19 protein-coding genes, 1 tRNA gene and 1 pseudogene are annotated in these 20,989 nt (G+C 38.2%); 18 read left to right on the top strand and 3 right to left on the bottom strand.

Annotation, left to right across the window (positions count from 1 at the left end):
- The first annotated feature begins 32 nt into the window (after positions 1–32).
- The 9 genes from rfbC (at position 33) to CFPU101_RS11060 (ending at position 11,698) form a co-directional block, all read left to right on the top strand.
- Positions 33–578, top strand: a complete 546-nt coding sequence (rfbC, locus tag CFPU101_RS11100) for a dTDP-4-dehydrorhamnose 3,5-epimerase (protein WP_206815415.1) — start codon at positions 33–35, stop codon at positions 576–578.
- Positions 579–580: 2 nt separating this feature from the next.
- Positions 581–1,894 carry an NAD(P)H-dependent oxidoreductase gene (locus CFPU101_RS11095; RefSeq protein ID WP_206815414.1) on the top strand — a complete coding sequence of 438 codons (1,314 nt, stop codon included), beginning with the start codon at positions 581–583 and terminating at the stop codon, positions 1,892–1,894.
- A gap of 15 nt (positions 1,895–1,909) precedes the next feature.
- Positions 1,910–3,568, top strand: coding sequence for a GMC oxidoreductase (locus CFPU101_RS11090; RefSeq protein WP_206815413.1), 1,659 nt, complete (start codon positions 1,910–1,912; stop codon positions 3,566–3,568).
- A 15-nt stretch (positions 3,569–3,583) separates the two neighbouring features.
- Positions 3,584–5,818: a hypothetical protein gene (locus CFPU101_RS11085; RefSeq protein WP_206815412.1), complete on the top strand. Its 2,235-nt coding sequence runs from the start codon at positions 3,584–3,586 to the stop codon at positions 5,816–5,818.
- A 22-nt stretch (positions 5,819–5,840) separates the two neighbouring features.
- A complete protein-coding gene (locus CFPU101_RS11080) occupies positions 5,841–7,526 on the top strand; it encodes a GDSL-type esterase/lipase family protein (RefSeq protein WP_206815411.1) in 1,686 nt (561 codons plus the stop codon).
- A gap of 79 nt (positions 7,527–7,605) precedes the next feature.
- Positions 7,606–8,361 (top strand): DapH/DapD/GlmU-related protein, encoded by a 756-nt coding sequence (locus CFPU101_RS25555; protein ID WP_242577874.1) that lies wholly within the window; start codon positions 7,606–7,608, stop codon positions 8,359–8,361.
- 45 nt (positions 8,362–8,406) lie between these two features.
- Entirely contained in the window at positions 8,407–9,339 is a 933-nt protein-coding gene (locus CFPU101_RS11070; protein ID WP_206815410.1) for a beta-1,6-N-acetylglucosaminyltransferase, read from the top strand.
- Positions 9,340–9,499: 160 nt separating this feature from the next.
- Complete coding sequence (locus tag CFPU101_RS11065; protein WP_206815409.1) at positions 9,500–10,858, top strand: SLBB domain-containing protein; 1,359 nt, start codon at positions 9,500–9,502, stop codon at positions 10,856–10,858.
- A 294-nt stretch (positions 10,859–11,152) separates the two neighbouring features.
- Complete coding sequence (locus CFPU101_RS11060) at positions 11,153–11,698, top strand: TetR/AcrR family transcriptional regulator (RefSeq protein ID WP_242577873.1); 546 nt, start codon at positions 11,153–11,155, stop codon at positions 11,696–11,698.
- 5 nt (positions 11,699–11,703) lie between these two features.
- Here CFPU101_RS11060 and CFPU101_RS11055 read toward each other — a convergent pair.
- Positions 11,704–11,775 (bottom strand) — tRNA-Gln (locus CFPU101_RS11055).
- 73 nt (positions 11,776–11,848) lie between these two features.
- Here CFPU101_RS11055 and CFPU101_RS11050 point away from each other — a divergent pair.
- Positions 11,849–12,340, top strand: a complete 492-nt coding sequence (locus tag CFPU101_RS11050; RefSeq protein WP_206815511.1) for a crossover junction endodeoxyribonuclease RuvC — start codon at positions 11,849–11,851, stop codon at positions 12,338–12,340.
- Positions 12,341–12,389: 49 nt separating this feature from the next.
- On the opposite strand, the gene CFPU101_RS11045 is transcribed toward CFPU101_RS11050, so the two are convergent.
- Positions 12,390–13,820, bottom strand: coding sequence for a DEAD/DEAH box helicase (locus tag CFPU101_RS11045; RefSeq protein WP_206815408.1), 1,431 nt, complete (start codon positions 13,818–13,820; stop codon positions 12,390–12,392).
- A gap of 102 nt (positions 13,821–13,922) precedes the next feature.
- Positions 13,923–15,245, bottom strand: coding sequence for a 30S ribosomal protein S12 methylthiotransferase RimO (rimO, locus tag CFPU101_RS11040; protein WP_206815407.1), 1,323 nt, complete (start codon positions 15,243–15,245; stop codon positions 13,923–13,925).
- 319 nt (positions 15,246–15,564) lie between these two features.
- Between rimO and CFPU101_RS26265 the strand changes: the two genes are divergently transcribed.
- The 8 genes and pseudogenes from CFPU101_RS26265 to pgk form a co-directional block, all read left to right on the top strand.
- Positions 15,565–15,705 (top strand): hypothetical protein, encoded by a 141-nt coding sequence (locus tag CFPU101_RS26265; RefSeq protein ID WP_374191948.1) that lies wholly within the window; start codon positions 15,565–15,567, stop codon positions 15,703–15,705.
- A 60-nt stretch (positions 15,706–15,765) separates the two neighbouring features.
- Positions 15,766–15,969, top strand: coding sequence for a hypothetical protein (locus CFPU101_RS11030; protein ID WP_206815406.1), 204 nt, complete (start codon positions 15,766–15,768; stop codon positions 15,967–15,969).
- A 125-nt stretch (positions 15,970–16,094) separates the two neighbouring features.
- The gene (locus CFPU101_RS11025; RefSeq protein WP_206815405.1) at positions 16,095–17,093 is read left to right on the top strand and encodes an IS630 family transposase; all 999 of its coding nucleotides are present in this window, start codon (positions 16,095–16,097) and stop codon (positions 17,091–17,093) included.
- Between the two features lie 663 nt (positions 17,094–17,756).
- Entirely contained in the window at positions 17,757–18,605 is an 849-nt protein-coding gene (btpA, locus tag CFPU101_RS11020; RefSeq protein WP_206815510.1) for a photosystem I biogenesis protein BtpA, read from the top strand.
- Between the two features lie 262 nt (positions 18,606–18,867).
- Positions 18,868–19,398 (top strand): bleomycin hydrolase, encoded by a 531-nt coding sequence (locus tag CFPU101_RS11015; RefSeq protein WP_206815404.1) that lies wholly within the window; start codon positions 18,868–18,870, stop codon positions 19,396–19,398.
- A gap of 58 nt (positions 19,399–19,456) precedes the next feature.
- Positions 19,457–19,951 (top strand): bleomycin hydrolase, encoded by a 495-nt coding sequence (locus tag CFPU101_RS11010; RefSeq protein WP_206815403.1) that lies wholly within the window; start codon positions 19,457–19,459, stop codon positions 19,949–19,951.
- 127 nt (positions 19,952–20,078) lie between these two features.
- Positions 20,079–20,678 (top strand): HEAT repeat domain-containing protein, encoded by a 600-nt coding sequence (locus CFPU101_RS11005; RefSeq protein WP_206815402.1) that lies wholly within the window; start codon positions 20,079–20,081, stop codon positions 20,676–20,678.
- 162 nt (positions 20,679–20,840) lie between these two features.
- A pseudogene (pgk, locus tag CFPU101_RS11000) lies at positions 20,841–20,989 on the top strand (phosphoglycerate kinase); the annotation flags it as partial.

The raw sequence follows: 20,989 nt of genomic DNA, 5'->3' as shown, positions 1-20,989 counted from the left end.
AATTTTAACCTTTATTAAATTAGTAAACAATTATGCAATTTATCGAAACAAAACTCAAAGGAGCTTTCATCATCGACTTAGAACCACGACCTGATCATCGAGGTTTTTTCGCTCGTACTTTTTGCGCTCAAGAGTTAGAAAATCACGGTTTAAAGTCAGCGATCGCACAATGCAACCTGTCCTTTAACTACCGCAAAGGCACACTCAGAGGAATGCACTACCAAACTTTTCCCGCAACTGAGACGAAATTGATTCGTTGTACTCAAGGTGCGATTTATGATGTCATCGTCGATATGCGTTCTGAATCTCCCACCTTTCTACAGCATATCGGAGTCGAACTAACGGCAGAAAACCGAAGTGCGCTTTATGTACCCGAAATGTTCGCTCATGGTTATCAAGCTTTAACGGATGGTGCTGAAGTTCTCTATCAAGTTAGTGAATTTTATACCCCAGGATGTGAACGAGGACTACGTTATGACGATCCACTTTTAGGCATTCAATGGCCTTTAAGAGTCAGTGAAATTTCTGCTAAAGATGCCGCTTGGCCAATACTCCAAAAAATTACAGTAGGTGTTTAATCATGATTATTATTGATAATATGCTTGCTTTTCGCGCCGCATCGGGTAACCCGATTAAAGTTGGCATGATTGGCGCAGGCTTTATGGGTCGCGGGATTGCCAATCAGATCATTAACTCAGTCCCCGGCATGAAATTAGTCGCCATTGCTAATCGAAATCTCGAAGGAGCAAAACGAGCCTATACAGAAACAGGGATAGAAGATATTCAAACCGTCAACACCCTGATCGATTTAGAAACAGCGATCGCATCTGACCATTACGCCATCACCGATGATGCGATGTTATTGTGTCAAGCCGAGCAAATTGATGCCTTAATCGAAGTCACAGGAACAATTGAGTATGCGGCACATATCGTCATGAAAGCGATCGCCCACCGCAAACATATTATCCTAATGAATGCAGAACTCGATGGCACAATTGGCCCCATTCTCAAAGTATATGCCGATCGCGCTGGTGTGATTCTCAGTGCTTGTGATGGAGATCAACCCGGTGTACAAATGAATCTCTATCGTTTTGTCAAAAGTATCGGACTCACTCCCCTACTCTGTGGCAATATCAAAGGATTACAAGACCCCTATCGCAACCCTACCACTCAAGAAGGCTTTGCGAAACGTTGGGGACAAAAAGCTCATATGGTAACCAGTTTCGCCGATGGGACAAAAATTTCTTTTGAACAGGCAATTGTGGCGAATGCAACTAATATGACAGTCGCCAAACGAGGGATGCTAGGCTATGAATACAAAGGTCATGTTGATGAAATGACCTCAATGTATGATGTTGAACAGCTTAAAGAATTAGGCGGTATTGTTGATTATGTCGTCGGTTCTCAACCAGGGCCGGGTGTATTTGTCTTTGCCACCCATGACGACCCCAAACAACGCCATTATCTCAATCTATACAAACTTGGAGAAGGGCCACTTTATAGCTTTTATACCCCCTATCATCTGTGTCATTTTGAAGTTCCTCTTTCTGTAGCGCGGGCGGTCTTATTGCAAGATGCAGTGATGTCGCCTCTTGCAGGGCCAAAAGTAGATGTAGTAACCACCGCCAAAATTAACCTTAAAGCAGGTGATGTTCTTGATGGCATTGGTTTTTACATGACTTATGGGCAATGTGAAAATTCAGAAATCGTTCAAACTCAAAATTTGCTACCAATGGGATTAGCCGAAGGATGTCGTCTCAAACGTGATTTAGACAGAGATCAAGTTCTTACCTACGACGATGTAGAACTTCCTCAAGGACGACTCTGCGACCAATTACGCGCTGAACAAAACGCTTACTTTTTCCCTGCCAAAAATTTAGTTTTAGTCAAATAACGAGGAAAATCGATCGTGTTAATTGATGCCCTGACTTTATCAGATGATTCTCTAATTGTCTGCGATATCTGCATTGTTGGAGCAGGAGCCGCAGGAATTACCCTTGCTAGAGAATTTATTAATCAACCTGAGCAAGTTTGTTTACTCGAAAGTGGAGGTTTTGAGCATGAGGAAACCACTCAAGATCTTTATGCGGGTAAAAATATTGGTGATGCCTATTTTCCGCTAAAAGAGACTCGTTCACGTTCTTTAGGGGGTTCCACTAATCTTTGGGGTGGTTGGAGTCGTCCTCTTGATGACATCGATTTTCAAGATCGCCCTTGGATGAATTATAGTAGCTGGCCCATTACAAAAACTGAACTGATTCCCTACTATGAACGCGCTCAAGAAGTGTCGGGACTTGGCTCATTTGCCTATAATTTTAGTTATTGGAAAGATGCACTCTTAATTTTAGGCTGTCACTGTCCTAACTTCAAGGAAGATATAGAAACGAACATTTGGCAAATTATTCCACCGAACCGTTTACGTTTTGGAGAAGTTTACCGAAATGAACTTGAACAGGCTAAAAATGTTACAACTTATCTTCATGCTAATGTTTTAGAAATTGAAACGAACGATAGTGCAAGAGAAGTTCAACAACTACGGATAGGCTGTCTCAACGGGAAAAAATTTACAGTTCAAGCTAAAGTTTTTATTCTGGCAGTCGGTGGTATTGAAAACCCCCGTTTACTCCTAGCATCTAATCAAGTTCAGAAAAATGGTTTAGGGAATCAACATGATTTAGTGGGACGTTTCTTTATGGAACATCCCTATTTAAATTCAGGAAAAATTTACTTTGCTCAACCTCCCATTCTATACACTCAGCAAAATATCCAAATCGGTAAGACGTTTTTAGCGACTGCTTTAGGGTTATCCGAAAAAAGACAAGAAAGTGAGCAAGTTCTTAATTTTAGTACAAGATTACTCAGTGTTCTTCCCGACTGGGTGGAAGCGATTAACAGCCTAAAGTATAAATTACAACGCAAACATGAAGCCATCCATCAAGCTTTCCCATCGATCACTGAAATCTGCCGTTATAAGAGTAATACTTCTGTTCTAGAAGATTTGAAAACAATCATCACGAATCTCGATCAAGTTTCTGCAAGAGCTTATCACAAGTTGTTCAACAAATCCTTCTATTCTGGACAATCCAACTTTTACGAAACTCATTTAATCGCAGAACAAGAACCTAACCCTGATAGTCGAATAACTCTCAGTTCTGAGCGAGATCAATTAGGTATGAATCGGACTCAACTCGACTGGCGTTTAAGCTCACTCGATAAATATACAATTAAACGCTCACAGCAAATCCTCGCCGATGAGTTAGCGCGTTCTGGTTTAGGACAACTTGAAATCGAAGAGAGTGACGAAATTTGGTCAAAGGTTCAAGGTTCCTACCACCATATGGGAACAACCCGCATGAGTCTTAACCCGAAACAGGGCGTAGTTGATGAAAATTGTTTAGTTCATGGCATTAGCAATCTTTATGTTGCAGGAAGCTCGGTTTTTCCGACCAGTGGGCTTTCTAATCCAACACTAACGATCGTTGCTTTAGCGATTCGTCTTGCTGATCATCTTAAAACAAAAGCGACTCAACCTATAAATCTTACTGAACAACGTCTACTCAAAATATAAGTTGCCTAATATCCAATGAATACTATTTTGACCAGATTTAGAGTGATGGTTGGTTTAGGACTATCACTCTTAACTGTTTTATTTTTTAATGTAAATGTTGCTTTAGCGCATATTCCCCATGATGTGGTGATTGATACTAAACTATCACCAAACTATGCTCAAGATCGAACCCTCTATCATATAACTCAACTGGGAATTCAGACATGGGGCAATTTATTTAAGTCAGAGGATAAAGGTAAAAGCTGGCAACGAATCGAAGACGGTTTAGATAATCAATATAAATTATCTTCGTTGGATATTTCTGCTCAATCACCAGAGACTTTATTATTATCCTCTTTAGGCGATGGAATTTATCTATCTAAAAATCATGGTAGCACATGGCAAAAAGTTAATAGTGGTTTAGAAAACTTAAATATTAAAAAAGTTTTGATTTCACCCCATTCGTCTAATTTAGTTTTTGCCCTTGGAACTGAAAATGGACTTTATAAAACTAAAGATGGGGGGGAAAGTTGGACTTCAGTTATTAAAGAGCAGCACATAACCGCGATCGCATATTTTCCGAATTTAGAAAATCAGGTTGTTATCGGTGATGGTCAAGGCCAAATTTCTTTATCGAAAGATTTCGGCGAAACTTGGCAACCCTTGGCTCATTTTAATAATAGTGGAATGATTCGAGATATCAAAATATCACCTAATTTTAATACAGATCATACTTTCTTTATTGGAACTGAAAAAGGAATATTTAAAACGATTGATGAGGGACAATCATTTATTTCAATCAATCAAGGACTAACCGATCTTTCAATTGCTAATTTAGCCTTATCACCCAATTACCAAAAAGATCAAACTCTATTTACTTCTGCTTGGAAAGACGGCATTTTTCAATCTAATGATGGTGGACTAAGTTGGCAAAAGTCAAATCAAGGTTTACAAACGGTTGAACAAGCAACGTCTTGGAATAATCCAAACTTTTCTCAAATCTCTATTTCTCCGAATTTTGTTAAAGATCGAACTATTTTTGTAGCTGGTTTTGATGGATTGTTTAAAACAACTAATAGCGGAAAAAATTGGCAGGATACAAATATTGCTGTTTCGGTCGCTAATAATATTCACCATATCGCCCTATCGTCCAATTTTGCGAATGATCAGACACTAGCGATAAATACCTTATTTAATGCGCCTTATATTAGCCACGATCAAGGAAAAACTTGGCAAAGTATTGAGCGTGGAGTGCAGTTAGATGCACTTCTTAAACAACATTTAATTACTAATATTATCTCCTTAGCTTTTTCTCCAAATTATCGCTATGATCATACACTATTAGCCAGTACTTGGGGTAGTCTTTTTAAAACAACTGATCAAGGTAAACACTGGAAAAAACTTTGGGTACCCAAACATCTAAGAGCAGATTCATATCTGACTATATCTCCTCATTTCGGGGTCGATCAAACCCTTTATTTAACAACTTTTGAAGGAGATATTTTACGTTCAACCGATGGAGGTGAAAACTTTTCTGCAATTGGAAAACTAACTGGAAAAGCAATACAGCCACCTTCATTAGCGATATCGCCTAATTTTTCAGTCGATCAAACACTTTATTTAGGAGGTTTTACAGGTGGAATCAATCAATCAGTTGATGGAGGTGTAACTTGGCACTCAGTTACTAAAATACTTGAGATTGAGGGAGCTAGTAAAAAATTAGTCATTTCACCCAATTATCAAAATGACCAAACAGTATTTGCTGGAACCTCTAAAGGGCTTTTTATAACTCATGATCAAGGTAAAATTTGGGAAAAGCTAGAAAATAAAGCTTATTCTCAAGAGAGTAATGTTGAAGATATTGTCATATCATCTAATTATCAAAAAGATCAAACTTTTTTGATTAATCTCAAAGGACAAGGTTTGTTTAAAACAATTGATGGTGGACAAACTTTTACAAAAATTCATCAAGCATTCTATGGTTCGATTGAATTATCCCCGTCTTATGCTGTTGATCAAACGATTTATGGTTCAACTAATATGGAGTTAATCAAATCAATAGATGGCGGTCTAACATGGCAAACTCTTCCAATTAATTTCAAAAAATATAATGGGTTGGATCTTCTGTATTACATCATCACCAATACAACAGAGCGAAAAATCATTTTTACTTTATTGGTGGCACTGTTTAGTTATTTACTTTGGAAATTTATAAAACTGAGTCGAAAAATTTTCTTTAGGAAATCATCTCATCAAGTCGTTTTGTCTTAATCAACTAAGAGGAGTGTTTAAAATGCCTAATATTCGGATCGAAGCTGAAGACATGAACTTGTCTGGAGCTTATCATCTTGAGTCAGGAAGCTTTGCATCAGGTGGTCAATTTATTAGTCTAGTAGGAGGAAGCATTACAGAAAACGGAACAGCATCTACTATTTTTACGGGTGCGACAGGTCTTTATAATATTGCTATCAGTTATTTTGATGAAGCTGATGGCAAAAGCCAACTTAAATTTTATAAGCAAAATGTACAGATTAAATCTTTGCTTTTGGATCAACTTCGAGAAAGTACGCTTGCTAATCAACAGTCACGAACCTATGAAGTGATAGGGAATCGCATTTCTTTAAAAGCAGGAGATGTTCTTAAAATACAAGGTTTTGAAAACCAAGGAGAACCCGCAAGAATCGATTATATTGAATTGATTCCCGTTGTCCCTAATCCAGTTGTGGGAACCAATGCTAACGATACCTTAAGAGGTGATTTTCAAAATAATACTCTTTCAGGTAGAGCAGGAAATGATACCCTTAAAGCTGGAAAAGGAAATGATATCCTTAATGGTGAATCGGGGATTGATACAGCGGATTATAGTGAGCTATCTAACGGAATTATTGTCAATTTAAGTACGCGAATCGTTCTTAAACCATTATTTGGTACAAATGTTCCTAAAATCATGCCGTTGGGTGATTCAATTACTGCGGGACAACACACCGTTTCCCCGACTCCTGGAGGCTATCGAATTCAATTATGGAATAATTTTGTATCTAATGGAATCACGGTCGATTTTGTTGGTTCACAGTTAAATGGGCCTAGTCAGTTAGGAGATAAAAATCATGAAGGACACCCAGGGTATACGATCGATCAGATTAATAGTTTAATCAATAGTGGCATCCTCAACACCTATCGACCAAGTATTGTTACGCTAATGATTGGCACTAATGATATTTTAACTAGCAAATCTCTGACGGAAATGTATGGAGATTTGAGCAATTTAATTGATCGAATTACCAATCTCTCCCCTTCAACTCAAGTTTTAATTTCATCAATTAGTCCAATTAATCCAGCAACTAGAGGACAGATAGCCGCCAATAAAGTCAGAAATTTTAATCTGATGATTCCAGACTTAGTTAGGGATAAAGCGGAGGTGGGAAAAAAAGTAACGTTTGTCAATGCAGGTGGTAGCCTAAGTTTAAGCGATATGGTGTCGGATGGCTTCCATCCTAGCGCAACAGGCTATCAAAAATTCGGGAATGAATGGTACAAAGCTCTTGTACCTAAAGATACTCTGATTGGCATTGAAAACATTGTTGGTACAGATTATGATGATGTACTCATCAATGGAAATAGCATAAATAGACTTACTGGTGGCGATGGCGATGATATTTTTGCCTACAATCGATCAAGCGACGGCAATGACACGATTACCGATTTTAATCCTACAGATGATCTTTTTCGGATTAGTGCATCTGGTTTCGGCGGTGGTTTACAAGCGGGTGTAGCTCTAAAAACAACGGCTTCTTCAACAGGTACCTTTGTCAGTAGTAGGACACCAATTTCAATTGGTAATAATGCTAATTTCCTTTATGACACTGATCAAGGTCTACTCAGTTTTGATGTTGATGGACTGGGTTCACAAGTTGCTCGTAAAATTGCTACTCTAACGGGTTTACCCTCACTTAGTGTCAATGATTTTTTGATTGCTTAATTTCAATTAGTTTATAGGAATAAACTTTATTATTGTTTCCTAACTCTTAACCCCTTTTTATCTCAAAATACTAAATATTATGTCGCTATCCTTGCTTCATCAAAAAGAAACAATTTTAATTGAATTAGTAGGATGGATACCCAAAAAACCTGGAATAATATTGCGAAATTGGCTTTATCGTTATCTTTTTGCTAGGATGGGAAACTCGATTCGTATTGAATCTGCTGTAGAATTTACTCAACCTCGTTATCTTGAAATAGGGAGTAAGGTTAATATTGCCCGTCATGCTTATATTAGTACTGCTCCTCTCAATAAAACTGAAGTTGGTAATAATCGCATTTATCTTGAAGATGGCGTGAAAATTGGCTGCGATGTTCATATCAAATGTCATGGCCGAAATAGTACTATCTACCTTAGAAAAAAAGCTATTTTGGATCGAGGTGTTGATATCAGATCTCTTGATAATGGCTTAATTGATATTGGTCAAGGTACTTATATCGGCCCCTATGTTTGTATTGCAGGGCCAGGCCCAATTAAAATCGGAAATAATTGTTTAATTGCTTCACAATCAGGTATTTATGGAAATAATCATCGTTATAATGATCCTAACCGCACTATTTTTGAACAAGGTATTATTTGTCAAGGAATTACTATTGAGGATGATTGTTGGCTAGGAAGCGGTGTAAAAGTTTTGGATGGCGTTACGATCCGTCAAGGAAGTGTCATCGGTGCAGGAGCCGTTGTAACAAAAAATATTCCTGCTTATTCAATAGCAATGGGTGTCCCTGCTCAAGTAATTTCTAAACGGATTAATACATTATTAGAACCTATTTAAATTTAATTTTTTCTTAGACAAGTATTTCAAAACCACAGGAAGAACATGAAAATATGCTATTTTATTCAAAGTCATAAAACTCCAGAACAAATTGTTAGATTAGTCAAAAATATTCAAGGTAATAGTAATAATTATCACATTATTATCAGTCACGATTTTAGTAGTTCTACTCTAGATGTAACGGCTTTTAATAATTTATCCAATATCAATATTATTAGAAGAAATAAGCCTGCAAGACGAGGTGATTCTTCAATTCTGAATATTTATATTCAAGTCATTGACTATTTATTACAGAATCAAATAAACTTTGATTGGTTAGTGACTCTATCAGGACAAGATTACCCAATTCAACCGCTCTATAAACTTGAAAATTTGCTCAAAACAACTCAATATGATGGATTTTTGAATTATTATGATTTTACGGACTCAGAACGACCTTTAGAAAAAAGAAAAGATGCTATTAAACGCTATACAAGTCAATATATTAGTCTACCTTATTGGAGTAAACCATTACTCAATCGACTATCGAAAGTTGAAAGATTTATTCCTTTATTAAAAGTACAGGCTTATTGTAATATGATCGGCATCAAATCGTGGTCAACTCCTTTTAATAATAACTTTATTCCTTATCGGGGCTATTATTGGAATACTCTTTCTAAAGACTGTATAATCTATTTTAGAAATTTCTTAATAAGTCATCCGAAAATACTAAAATACTATCAAAAAACATTAGCACCTGAAGAGTCGATTATTGCGACCGTTTTAGTCAATAGCAAAATTTTTAATCTGTCTCAAAATTCTATACAATATGCTAACTTTCCTTTAGGTTTGCGTGGTTTTGCTGCTGATGTTCTTTTTAAAGATTTAGCTAATATTGTTCGGCAAAACTACTTTTTTGCCAGAAAGTTTGATTTAGATAAGAATCCACAAATTTTTGATTTTATTGATAATGAGTTGTTACTTACATCTAAAAAGTAACACCATGAAAGACGAAGTAGCGTAAGTGAGAGGTGCAGTAATAACAACTGCACCACAAAACCCATCGGTAATAACCTTTTTTTAATTTTCTCAAATTTTTTTAGCCATGAGGTACTATTTCATGATTTCTCAAAATAAATTGTTTTCAACTTCTATACTCTTGTTATCATTAGCATTGCCCTTACCAGCTTTGGCTCAACAACAAACAATTAGTGCGATTTCTCAACCCGTAGAAGTCAAAAGAGTATTAGATCCAAGTGAATATACATTAGGTTCGGGCGATCGCCTACGAATTGATATTTTTCAAGCAAAAGACTATAGCGGTGAATATGCAATTGTTTCTGATGGAACTATAACCTTACCCCTGCTTGGTAATATTAAAGTTAAAGGGTTAACCATCGCACAAACGACAAATCTCCTAAAACGCAAATATGCTGATTATCTCAAAGTCTCTGTTGTTACAGTGATTTTGAGTCAACCCCGTCCTTTGAAAATTGCGATCGCTGGAGAAATAGATCGTCCTGGTTCTTATGAAGTTGCTTTAAAAGACGATTTACAGTATCCCTCAGTCAGTGATCTCATGGAATTAGCGGGGGGCATCACCACAGCAGCCGATGTTCGTCAAGTCCAAATTCGCCGAGTCATTAGCGGCAAAAACGAAGTATTAACGGCTAATTTGTGGGATTTTATTCAACAAGGTAACAAAGACGAAGATTTAACCCTCCAAGATGGCGACACAATTTATGTCCCAACGGTAGACCAAATAAATGTTGCTGAAACACCGATGTTGGCGAGTGCTAATTTTGGCATACAACCCGTTGAGTCTCTTAATGTTGCTGTTGTCGGTGAAGTTTATCGCCCAGGGACTCATAAAATCGAATCAAAACTAGATAAAGAAAATCCTCAGTCTACTTTACCCAGACTTAGTGAGGCGATTACTCAAGCAGGAGGTATTAAACCTCTTGCAGATGTACGCAATGTTGAAGTACACCGCTTGACTCGAACAGGTACTCAACAAGTGATTAATGTTAATTTATGGGAAATGTTACAGTCAGGCGATACCAATAAAGATGTTGTTTTACAAAAAGGGGATACAATTATTATTCCTAAAGCCGACAAACTCGATTCATCTGAAGTCAGTACACTTTCGAGCGCAACTTTCGCACCAGCAACAATTCGCGTTAATGTAGTCGGTGAAGTGAAAAAACCTGGCCCGATTGATGTTCCGCCTAATACTCCGCTTAATAATGCCATTTTAGCGGCGGGTGGCTTTGATATGGAACGGGCTGACGTTCAAACGGTTGATTTAATCCGTCTTAATCCTGATGGTACGGTTTCTAAACAAAAAATTCGGATCGATTTAGCTAAAGATATTAGTGATGCCAATAATCCAACTTTGCAAAATGAAGATGTGATTATGGTTGAACGTTCCAGACAAACCACCGCCAGCGATCGCATACAAACCATCTTAAAACCTTTTGGCTCGATCTTTTCTATCTTCAGATTCTTTGCTTTTTAAATAATGTATCATCAAAAGTATTGGTCTGTTATTGATCAACGGTAACAGACTCAATTGTTGATGAACAGAAAAGCTGTTTTATTAAATCTTAATCCACCGAAGCGATCACTTACTTGATTGATAAGATTTTTCCAATCTTACCCAGATTTGAATAATATTTTTGTTAGTCTATTCAGAACAAGGACGCTGATTGCTCATTCGACACGTCGGAAATTTTTTATTATGATAGCACGGATAAATGTTTTGAATAAGAGATCACCCGGAAGACCCCGTAGCGAAAAATCACATCAAGCTATGTTACTAGCAACTTTAGAACTCCTAGCTGAAGTTGGTTTTGATGGGATGAGTATTGACGCGATCGCCGCCCGTGCTAAAGTTGGAAAAACGACGATTTATCGACGCTATACCAATAAAGAAGAATTAGTAGCTGATGCCCTAGACAAATTTCCAGAAGAAATCATTATTCCTGATACGGGTACACTCTGGGGAGATCTTGAGGCTTTAATCCAAAATATAGCACAAATTACCCTTAATCCTTTAGGGCGGCAAATTGTGGCGATGATTATTAGTCATACCTCGACTAATCCTCAGTTTGCTCAAATCTACTGGACAAAATATCTACAACCTCGACGAGAAGCGTTTGTGGCTGTGATCGAACGCGCTAAGGCTAGAAGGGAAGTTCGAGAAAATTTAGATCCTTTGTTAGCTTTTGATTCGATTAGTGGCATGATGCTTTATACACTGGTTTTCCCCGTCTCATCTGAGTCATGGGAAAACTATAGCCGTCGAGCTTTGCGGCTTGTCCTTGGAATCACACCAACTCATAACACTAACTCATAATTTAACTGGGGTGCTAGGATTCGAACCTAGGAATGGCGGGACCAAAACCCGCTGCCTTACCGCTTGGCTACACCCCAATGCTCACGCCTCACTTATAATAACAATAATTCCCCCCTAGTTGTCAAGTGTTTTTTATTGAATATCAAAGAAATAACCTACAAAACTTGGTTAGGCATTGATCCAGGTTTAGCGATTCTTGGATGGGCTATCCTACAAGATCAAGGGTCATTAACGCCTTGTCTAGTCGATTATGGTACGATCGAAACTTCAAAGACTTTATCTACCCCTCAACGGTTAGTCGAGATTGAAAAAGATTTGATTTGGTTGGTTCGCAATTTTCAACCTGATGGAATTGCAATCGAAATGCCTTTTTTTAACCGACAGATTAAAGCAGCAGGTGGAGTAATCCAAGCACTAGGTATCGTCAGTCTAGTCAGTTACCGCGAAGGCAATATCGAACCGATTTTTTTACATCAATCTAGCTGGAAATGTCATTTAGGCAATGGTAGGGCTAGTAAACAAGAAGTTGGCGAAATGGTACAGCGTCTTTTTGATCTAAAAAAATTGCCGATTAATGATAGTGTAGATGCGATCGCTATTGCCTATGCAGGTTTATCTGGCGTGAGAAACGAAATACAATAAAAAAGGTGGGCTGATCCCCACCTTCATTTAACTACAATAATCTAAAATTCTAGCCTCTTTGCTGAAACACAGGCTTTTTGCTACCAGAATAGCGATTCGGTTTATTGTTAGAATACTTACCGCCACCTTTAGTTAGTACAGGTTTGGGGGATCCCGATGCTGGAACATCCCAATCACTCTGCATCCATGCTGGGCTATTTTGATCATAGATCATTTGTAAAGCAGCAGCAGCGATCGCTAAGGGATCATATTCTTCACTTAGATCCCGCACCAGAGGTAAGAAAGAAGCCATTCTTTCCCCTGCTAGAGTTTCTTTGATTTGAGTTTGTAATTTATCTAGGCGTTTTGCTTCAACTTCAGAACGACTCGGAATTTGAGTCACTTCTAAACGCTGTTTTAGACGATATTCAATTTGTTTGAGCATCCGACGGTCAATCGGTTCAAGCAAAGAAATTGCGATCCCAGTATTGCCAGCGCGTCCTGTTCGTCCAATACGGTGAATGTAGGTTTCGGTGTTGTCGGGTAAGTCGTAGTTAATGACATGGGTCATGTGTTCTACATCTAAGCCCCGCGCTGCGATATCAGTGGCGACTACTAGCTTAATTTTGCCATCTCGAAAACGTTGGACTAAACGTTCTCTTTGAGATTGGGTCAAGTTGCCGTGATATTCATCGACACTATGCCCTGATTCTTGCAGTTTACTGGTCAATTCGGCAGCAGTTTGTTTTGTCCGAACGAAGATTAGGGCTGATTCAGGATTTTCGATTTCTAAAATCGGTTGTAGGGCTTTTAGCTTTGACCAACCCCGAGGCACGAAATAAAGACGTTGCTCGATTTTCGAGGGCGCGACTTGTGGCGGGGTGATGGTAACGGTGATGGGAGATTTAAGGAATTGATTAATTAAATCTCGAATCTCACGAGGCATTGTGGCACTGAAACAAGTCGTTTGACGCTGTTCAGGGGTTTGTTGCATGATTTTTTTCACGTCGTCGATAAAGCCCATGCTTAACATTTCGTCAGCTTCATCAAGAACGACCCAACGGAGTTGATCTAGGTTTAGTTTTCTCCGTTCTAATAAATCAATAATGCGACCTGGTGTCCCGACAACAATTTGCACGCCTTTTTCTAAGCTACGGATTTGGCGTTCCATCGATTGACCACCACAAACGGTTAGAATGTAGAGCCGTCTTTCGTTGGAAAAATCTTTGATAGCTGTGGCGACTTGTTGCGCTAGTTCACGAGTCGGAGTGAGAATAAGAGCCTGGACTGATGGGTTTTTGGTGTCTATTCCATCTAGGATAGGCAGAGAATAAGCTGCTGTTTTACCGGTTCCTGTCTGTGATTGCCCAACAATATCATGTCCAGCTAAGACTAAGGGAATCGATTTAACTTGAATTTCTGTAGGCTCAGTAAATCCGATTTCTTCTAGTAATTGAGTACGGTTTTCTGAGAGTCCTAATTCAGCAAAAGTTGTCGTCATAAGTATGATTTTGGTTTAAGGTTTACGTTAATGGGTTTCTGAATTTTTGAGGAAAAACGACCGTATAAAACGGTTGAAAATCAAAAAAAGTAGGATGCTATTTTAAGTTTCTATAAGAATTTCTCCGTATAAATCATAAACATCTGCATCAGTAATTTTGACTGGAATAATTGAACCCAGATAAGCTTCCCCAGTAACGTAAACCAATCCGTCCACTTCAGGCGCAAAACGTCCTGAACGACCAACTAATTCACCTGTTTGGGGGTTTTCTTGCTCAATTAATACATCAACAACTTGACCAATACAAGCTCTATTTTTCTTTAGAGAAATCGGTTGTTGAACCTGCATTAAAATGTCTCGTCGTTCTTCCATAATGTCCTGGGGAACTTGATTTGGCATCTTATAAGCCGTTGTTTCCTCTTCTTTTGAAAAGGTGAACACTCCAACATGATCAAATTCATGGCGTTGGACAAATTCAACCAAGTGGTTAAAATGTTCGTCAGTTTCCCCAGGAAAACCAACGATAAATGTTGTCCTTAATATCGCTTCTGGAATGGCTTCTTTAATTCGTTCGATGATGCCATCGTTTACCCGTCCCTGCCAAGGGCGATTCATTGCCTTTAAGATGTCAGGATGGGAATGCTGTAAGGGAAGATCTAAGTAGGGTATCACATTTGGCGTATTTTTAATCGCCTCAATGACTTTTGGTGTCAACCCCGTTGGATAAGCATAGTGTATTCGTATCCAAGGAATATCAACTTGACCTAATGCCCTTAATAATTCTGCAAGCTTTGGTTCTCCGTAAATGTCTAACCCGTAATTAGTGGTGATCTGAGAGATTAAAATCAGTTCTTGTACGCCTTGCTCTGCTAATTGTTCGGCTTCGGCAACAATTGATTCTATTGTACGCGATCGTTGGTTTCCTCTTAAATGAGGAATAATACAAAAAGCGCAGCGATAATCACAACCCTCGGCTACTCTTAGATAAGCGACTCCCTCAGTTGTAGTGCGATAGCGGGGAGTACGTTCATCTGCGATGTAAGTGGGGTCGGTAGAGATTTCTTTAACTTTTTCTCCTGTTTCAACCCGTTCTACAATATCGACAATCTTATGATAGTCCCCTGTTCCAACAACAGCGACGGCTTCAGGTAATTCCTGTAAGAGTTGTTCTTGGAAATGCTGCGCCATACAGCCAGCAATAATGATCTTTTTATCCGATTCGGCTAATTCGACTAAAGTTTTTACTGACTCTTCTCTTGCGGCTTGAATAAAACTACATGTATTTACTATAACATAATCTGCTAAGTCTTCGTTAGCATCTATTGAGTAGCCCGCTTCCGCGAGTAGCCCTAACATATGCTCAGAATCGATGCGGTTTTTTTCACAACCTAAGTGAGAAATTGCAATGGTTGGCTTGTTGCCCATGCTTTAAGAAAAATGCGTAACCATTTCTATATGTTAAGACATTTTAACACATTTTGGGGAACATCAAATTTATTTGAAGAAATTATCCAAGATTGCTCAAGTTTATGTTAGCCTCGGAAAGGTCAGTTATGCCAACCCCTCATCATCTTTTAAGGCTGCTCTGGGCCCATACTCGACTAACAAGCTTAAATCACAGCTATCCCTTTGCGTGACAGCTAGTAGAGATTGTAGGCTAGATATTTATGCTGAAGTTTGAGTGGGATCGAAATAAAGCATTATCTAATCAAAGCATGGTGTGTCTTTTGAAGAATCAAAAACTGTGTTTAATGATCCTCTCTACATCGATTTTTACGCTCCCGATCACTCTATTGATGCAGATCGCCATATTATAATTGGGGAATCACAGCAAGGTCGTTTACTAATTGTTTACTATACAGAAGAGGAAATACTATTCGTTTAATCAGTGCAAGAGAAGCTACATCTAGAGAGGGAAAAGTTTATGAAAAATCTTGATACATAGATGAATGATGAACTAAGACCAGAATATGATTTACAAAGCTTACGAGTTCGTAAAGTTGGTTCAGGACGTAAAGAATCAAATCATACAGACCTAACACCAAATAATCAATCATATTTAGCTGGAAAAATAGCTGAATTTGAACAGTTTCTAGGTTTTTTTGAGCAACAATTACAAGCGTTAAAACTACGTTCTAAAATTTTTTAATGCAATTTTGATGAATTAAATCAATGGCTAAAATATTGAGATGATAAGTAGTAATGCAAAATAAGTTACATACTTAAACTCAGAAAAGGGTTAAGCTAAAAGCGAACCTAAGAGCTAAAGCAGTAATGAAATTTATTTCAGATCTAAGCCCAGAAACGATAAATATGTTAAAGAGGATCTACAAACAAAGTAAACATCATAAAGTCAGGCAAAGAGCGCATTGTATTCTTTTAAGTTTTCAAGGGTATAGTTTTGTTCAATTAATGAAAATTTTTGAAGTCAGTAGAAAGACAATGCACAACTGGATAAAAGCATGGTCAGAAAAGAAATTAGTGGGTTTATACGATGAAGCGGGTAGAGGAAGAAAACAAATCTTCAATTCTCAACAAAAAGAAGAAATTCGTTCTTGGGCTAAAGAATCGCCAAAAAATCTAAAAAATATTCTGGGTAAAATTGATAAAGAATGGGGAATTAAAGTTAGTAAAGATACCATCAAGCGAGTTTTAAAATCATTCTTGATGAGTTGGAGAAGATTAAAAAAAGGAGTAGGCGGAGAACCTGACCCAGAAGATTATCAACAAAAAAAACAAGAACTGGAACGATTAAAAAAGCTAGATATTCTAGGAGAAATTGACTTAAGATATTTTGATGAAACAGGGTTTTGCTTAGTTCCTTATGTTCCGGATGTGTGGCAGGAAAAAGGAGCAACGATCACCTTAAAAAGTCGTCAAGGACAACGGTTAAACTTATTAGGGTTAATGAATAAAAGAAATGAATTCTATCCTGATATTTTTGAAGGAAAAATTACCCGTCAAGTCGTCATTACTTATTTAGATAAGTTTAGTGAAACTTTGACTCAAAAAACAGTTATCGTTATGGACAATGCTTCCATTCATCGCAGTGCTTCTCTTGTTGAGAAATGTGCTTCTTGGCAGGAAAAGAATTTAGAGATTTTTTGGCTTCCTACTTATTCTCCTCATCTTAACTTGATTGAAACTCTTTGGCGATTCATAAAGTATCAATGGTTAGATGTGAATGCTTATCAAAATTGGATAAGTTTGGTTAATGCTGTCGAGCAAATCTTGAAAGAATTTGGTACTAAATATGTAATTAATTTTGCTTAAGTACTTAGCAATAACTTCCAAATTTCATATTTAGCTAAAAAAATTGAGAGCTTTGAGTCAGCGATTGATGAAACAGTAAGATTACTAAATTTTATGGTTTCTACACAGATATTTTTTGAACATAGCAAGAGTTTGATTAAAAGATTAAAGAGATCACAATTAACAAACGATGATTTTAAAAAAATATCAAGTTATTGAACAAAATGTAAAAAACGCTTTAAAAATTTTATCTTTTTTACGAAATTATTTTTTACATTATTTTATTAATAGTTTATTAATCAATGCAGTTTTGAAAAATGGTGAGCATAATTATAGCTAGGCAATGAAAATTAAAAGTAAATCTTTTTGAGACAATCAAAAATTTAAAAGTGAGTTTAACAAAATAGATAAAGATGATTAATTAGATATTCAAGAAATTCTCAATGATTGTTACAAAATAATTCTCGATTTTTATAGGAAGCTTAACGAACAATTAAAAAAAATTTATAAAGATGAATTGGAGAAACTAGATCAAATTGTTGAATATTGCTCATTTTTTACTGCTACAGAGTGAGTAGCGATCGCCCTACCCCAGACCAGATCTTTGTTTTTGTGTTCCGAATTCAGTGTATAATGGGCAATTGGCCAACAAATACAGATGTCAGAAAGGTAAACATAGATCCAGTGGACTTGCTCAAAATCTTCAATACAGCCCATCCGATTATCGGAGTCGTTCATCTGTGGCCTTTACCAACGTCTGCCCGTTGGGGAGGCAGTCTTAAAGCAGTGATTGAACGGGCGGAACAAGAGGCAACTGCTTTAGCTGCGGGCGGTGTAGATGGTATTATTATCGAAAATTTTTTTGATGCCCCTTTTACCAAATCTCAAGTTGATCCAGTCGTTGTCAGTGCCATGACTTTGATTGTAGATCGAATCAAAAATTTAGTGGTTTTACCGATCGGGATTAATGTACTGCGTAATGATGCAAGAAGTGGCATGGCGATCGCTTCTTGTGTCAATGCTCAATTTATTCGGGTTAATGTTCTAACAGGGGTCATGGCGACCGATCAGGGGATTATCGAAGGGCAAGCTTACGAATTATTGCGTTATCGTCGAGAATTAGGCTGTAATGTCGGAATTTTAGCAGATGTCTTGGTGAAACACGCCCGACCTTTAGGAACGCCGAATTTAACGACTGCTGTACAAGATACCATTGAAAGAGGACTCGCTGATGGTGTAATCTTATCAGGTTGGTCAACGGGTAGCCCACCGAGTTTAGAAGATTTAGAATTGGCGACGGCAGCTGCTAAAGGCACACCCGTTTTTATCGGCAGTGGTGCGAGTTGGGAAAATGTAGGTAGTTTGATGCAAGCAGCCGATGGTGTCATTGTTGCCAGTTCCCTCAAACGTCAGGGCAAAATTACAGAACCCGTCGATCCGATCCGAGTCGCGCAGTTTGTCGAAGCCGCTAGACAAGTCAGTGAAGCGAAAGAACAAGCAAAAACTTTACAATCACTGAAAGTCAAGCGTTAAAAAATTGATTGAAATCTCAGAAAACGTTTACATAACTTTCGCACTCTCAATAGACAGTAACGAGAAAAGTCTTATTGGATAAGGGGATCAAGCAAAAAAGGACGAGAACAAATCAAAGAAAGATTACGAAATGTTAATTAGTTTTTAAGAATCGAGACATTGGGTGCCTCTAACTTTTATCTTCAGATATCGATTAGCCAAGAATACTCAAGGTTAATCGAGTCATAAGAAAGTCATTTTGTTTATATTCAAGGAGAGCTCAATGCTTGACGCTTTTTCCAGAGCAGTTTTAACTGCTGACAGCAAAACTTCCGCCATCGGTGGACAAGAACTAGCCAACCTCAGAAAATTTATTGCTGATGGTAACAAACGTTTAGACGCTGTTAACGCTATTGCTAGCAACGCAAGCTGTATCGTTTCTGACTCCGTAGCTGGAATGATCTGCGAAAACCAAGGCTTAATTCAAGCTGGTGGTAACTGCTACCCCAACCGTCGTATGGCTGCTTGCTTACGCGATGCCGAAATCATCCTACGCTATGTAACCTACGCTTTATTATCAGGTGATGCGTCTGTATTAGATGATCGTTGCTTAAATGGTCTTAAAGAAACCTACGTTGCTTTAGGTGTACCCCTTCAGTCTACTGCTCGTGCTGTTGGCATCATGAAAGCTTGTGCTGTTGCTCACATCAACAACACCTCTGAACGGAAAATGGAAATGATTCAAGGTGACTGCTCTGCTATCACTGCTGAAGCGGCTAGCTACTTTGATCGCGTTATTTCCGTTCTTAGCTAAGTTATCCCTTTAACAATAAAGTCAATTACTTTGTGATCCATTCGGAGATATCGAAATTATGAAATCTGTTGCTACGACCACTGTTGCTGCGGCTGACTCAGCCGGACGTTTTCCCACCCAATCGGATTTAGAGTCCGTACAAGGAAGTTTACAGCGCGCTAATGCTCGTTTAGAAGCGGCTGAAAAACTCGCTGCTGGTCTCGAAAACGTAACCAGAGAAGCTGGAGATACTGTTTTCAAAAAGTTCCCCTACTTAAGAGAAGCAGGTCAAGCTGGTGAAAACCAAACTAAAGTTGACAAATGCTACCGCGATATCAAACACTACCTACGTCTGATCAACTACAGCTTAGTTGTTGGTGGTACAGGTCCTCTTGATGAGTGGGGTATTGCTGGTCAACGTGAAGTTTACCGCGCTTTAAACCTACCTACTGCTCCTTATGTAGCTGCTATGGAATACACTCGCGATCGCGCTTGCGCTCCTCGTGATATGTCTTCTCAAGCTCTAGTTGAGTTCCGTTCTTACTTAGACTATTTGATCAATTCCTTGTCCTAGTAATTGTTCTTAAAATTGAACTCTAGGGGACTTTTAGTCAGTTGCTTTGCCTATAAATAGGGTTAAGTGATCGGCTATGAGTCCCCTAAGCTATGGATAATAAATCTAAAAAATTATATTTAAAAATATGACGATAGACGCTCTTTTTGAACAACTCAAACACCCTAACCCTCACATGAGAAAACGAGCGATGCTCGATCTAGCCGAAGTTCGAGATGAAACTACGATTCCTCGTTTGATGCAGATGTTAGATCAAGCGGATGTTTCCCACCGTCGTTCGGCAGTAGTTGCTTTAGGGGTAATAGGTGTTGATGCGGTTCCTCCTCTAGTTGAAACATTACTCAATAGTCAAGATACAACCATCAAAGGCAGTTGTGTCAAAGCTTTAGCCCAAATTTCTCTTAATCATCCTGAAGTTACTTTTCCCGAAATGGGTCTACTAGGATTAAAGCAATCTCTCAATGATCTTGATCCAGTTGTCTATATCGCCTCAGCAATGGCTTTAGGGCAAATTGGCACACCTGCAATTGATATTTTAGTAGAATCTTTAAAAACGACCGATAATTTAGCTCTATCCATTGCAATCATTAATGCGTTAGGTTCAATAGGCGATCGCAGAGGTTTAGAAGTATTGACTCAATTAGCGAATGATGAATCTGTTGATGAATACTTAAGAGAGTCTGCTACAAGTGCGTTATCTCGTTTAGATTTAATGACTAAATCTTAGGGATATGGTAGTAACCCTGTTTGTCGTTGCTACTCACTTGAATTCGTCGTATTCTATCTAGCCTGAGTTCGGGTTAAGCGGATTGAGGCAAAACCTATTTCATCTCAAGAGAAGGCTTTTTGGGTTGATTGCTTATTGCCATCAACCCATACAACTGGAGTTGGTAAAGTGGTTGAGAGTATGCGTTTAACTCCAGTTGCAGCGCGTTTATCGGAACTATTAGGGCAAGAAGTCGTTAAATGTGATGATTGTGTGGGTGACGAGGTTACAGCACAAATTAGTCAGTTAAATAATGGTCAAGTTGCGCTATT

This window comes from Chroococcus sp. FPU101, from assembly GCF_017312365.1.
Lineage (GTDB): Bacteria > Cyanobacteriota > Cyanobacteriia > Cyanobacteriales > Microcystaceae > Chroococcus.
This window is presented reverse-complemented; position numbering and strand designations above follow the sequence as displayed.

Coding starts and splice junctions, on each gene's coding strand:
- CFPU101_RS11030 (WP_206815406.1), top strand. CDS start 15,766: ATGAATGATGAACTAAGACCAGAATATGATTTACAAAGCTTACGAGTT.
- CFPU101_RS11010 (WP_206815403.1), top strand. CDS start 19,457: ATGAAATCTGTTGCTACGACCACTGTTGCTGCGGCTGACTCAGCCGGA.
- CFPU101_RS11005 (WP_206815402.1), top strand. CDS start 20,079: ATGACGATAGACGCTCTTTTTGAACAACTCAAACACCCTAACCCTCAC.
- CFPU101_RS11025 (WP_206815405.1), top strand. CDS start 16,095: ATGAAATTTATTTCAGATCTAAGCCCAGAAACGATAAATATGTTAAAG.
- CFPU101_RS25555 (WP_242577874.1), top strand. CDS start 7,606: ATGTCGCTATCCTTGCTTCATCAAAAAGAAACAATTTTAATTGAATTA.
- CFPU101_RS11080 (WP_206815411.1), top strand. CDS start 5,841: ATGCCTAATATTCGGATCGAAGCTGAAGACATGAACTTGTCTGGAGCT.
- CFPU101_RS11070 (WP_206815410.1), top strand. CDS start 8,407: ATGAAAATATGCTATTTTATTCAAAGTCATAAAACTCCAGAACAAATT.
- CFPU101_RS11015 (WP_206815404.1), top strand. CDS start 18,868: ATGCTTGACGCTTTTTCCAGAGCAGTTTTAACTGCTGACAGCAAAACT.
- CFPU101_RS11095 (WP_206815414.1), top strand. CDS start 581: ATGATTATTATTGATAATATGCTTGCTTTTCGCGCCGCATCGGGTAAC.
- CFPU101_RS11085 (WP_206815412.1), top strand. CDS start 3,584: ATGAATACTATTTTGACCAGATTTAGAGTGATGGTTGGTTTAGGACTA.
- rfbC (WP_206815415.1), top strand. CDS start 33: ATGCAATTTATCGAAACAAAACTCAAAGGAGCTTTCATCATCGACTTA.
- rimO (WP_206815407.1), bottom strand. CDS start 15,245: ATGGGCAACAAGCCAACCATTGCAATTTCTCACTTAGGTTGTGAAAAA.
- CFPU101_RS11060 (WP_242577873.1), top strand. CDS start 11,153: ATGTTACTAGCAACTTTAGAACTCCTAGCTGAAGTTGGTTTTGATGGG.
- CFPU101_RS11045 (WP_206815408.1), bottom strand. CDS start 13,820: ATGACGACAACTTTTGCTGAATTAGGACTCTCAGAAAACCGTACTCAA.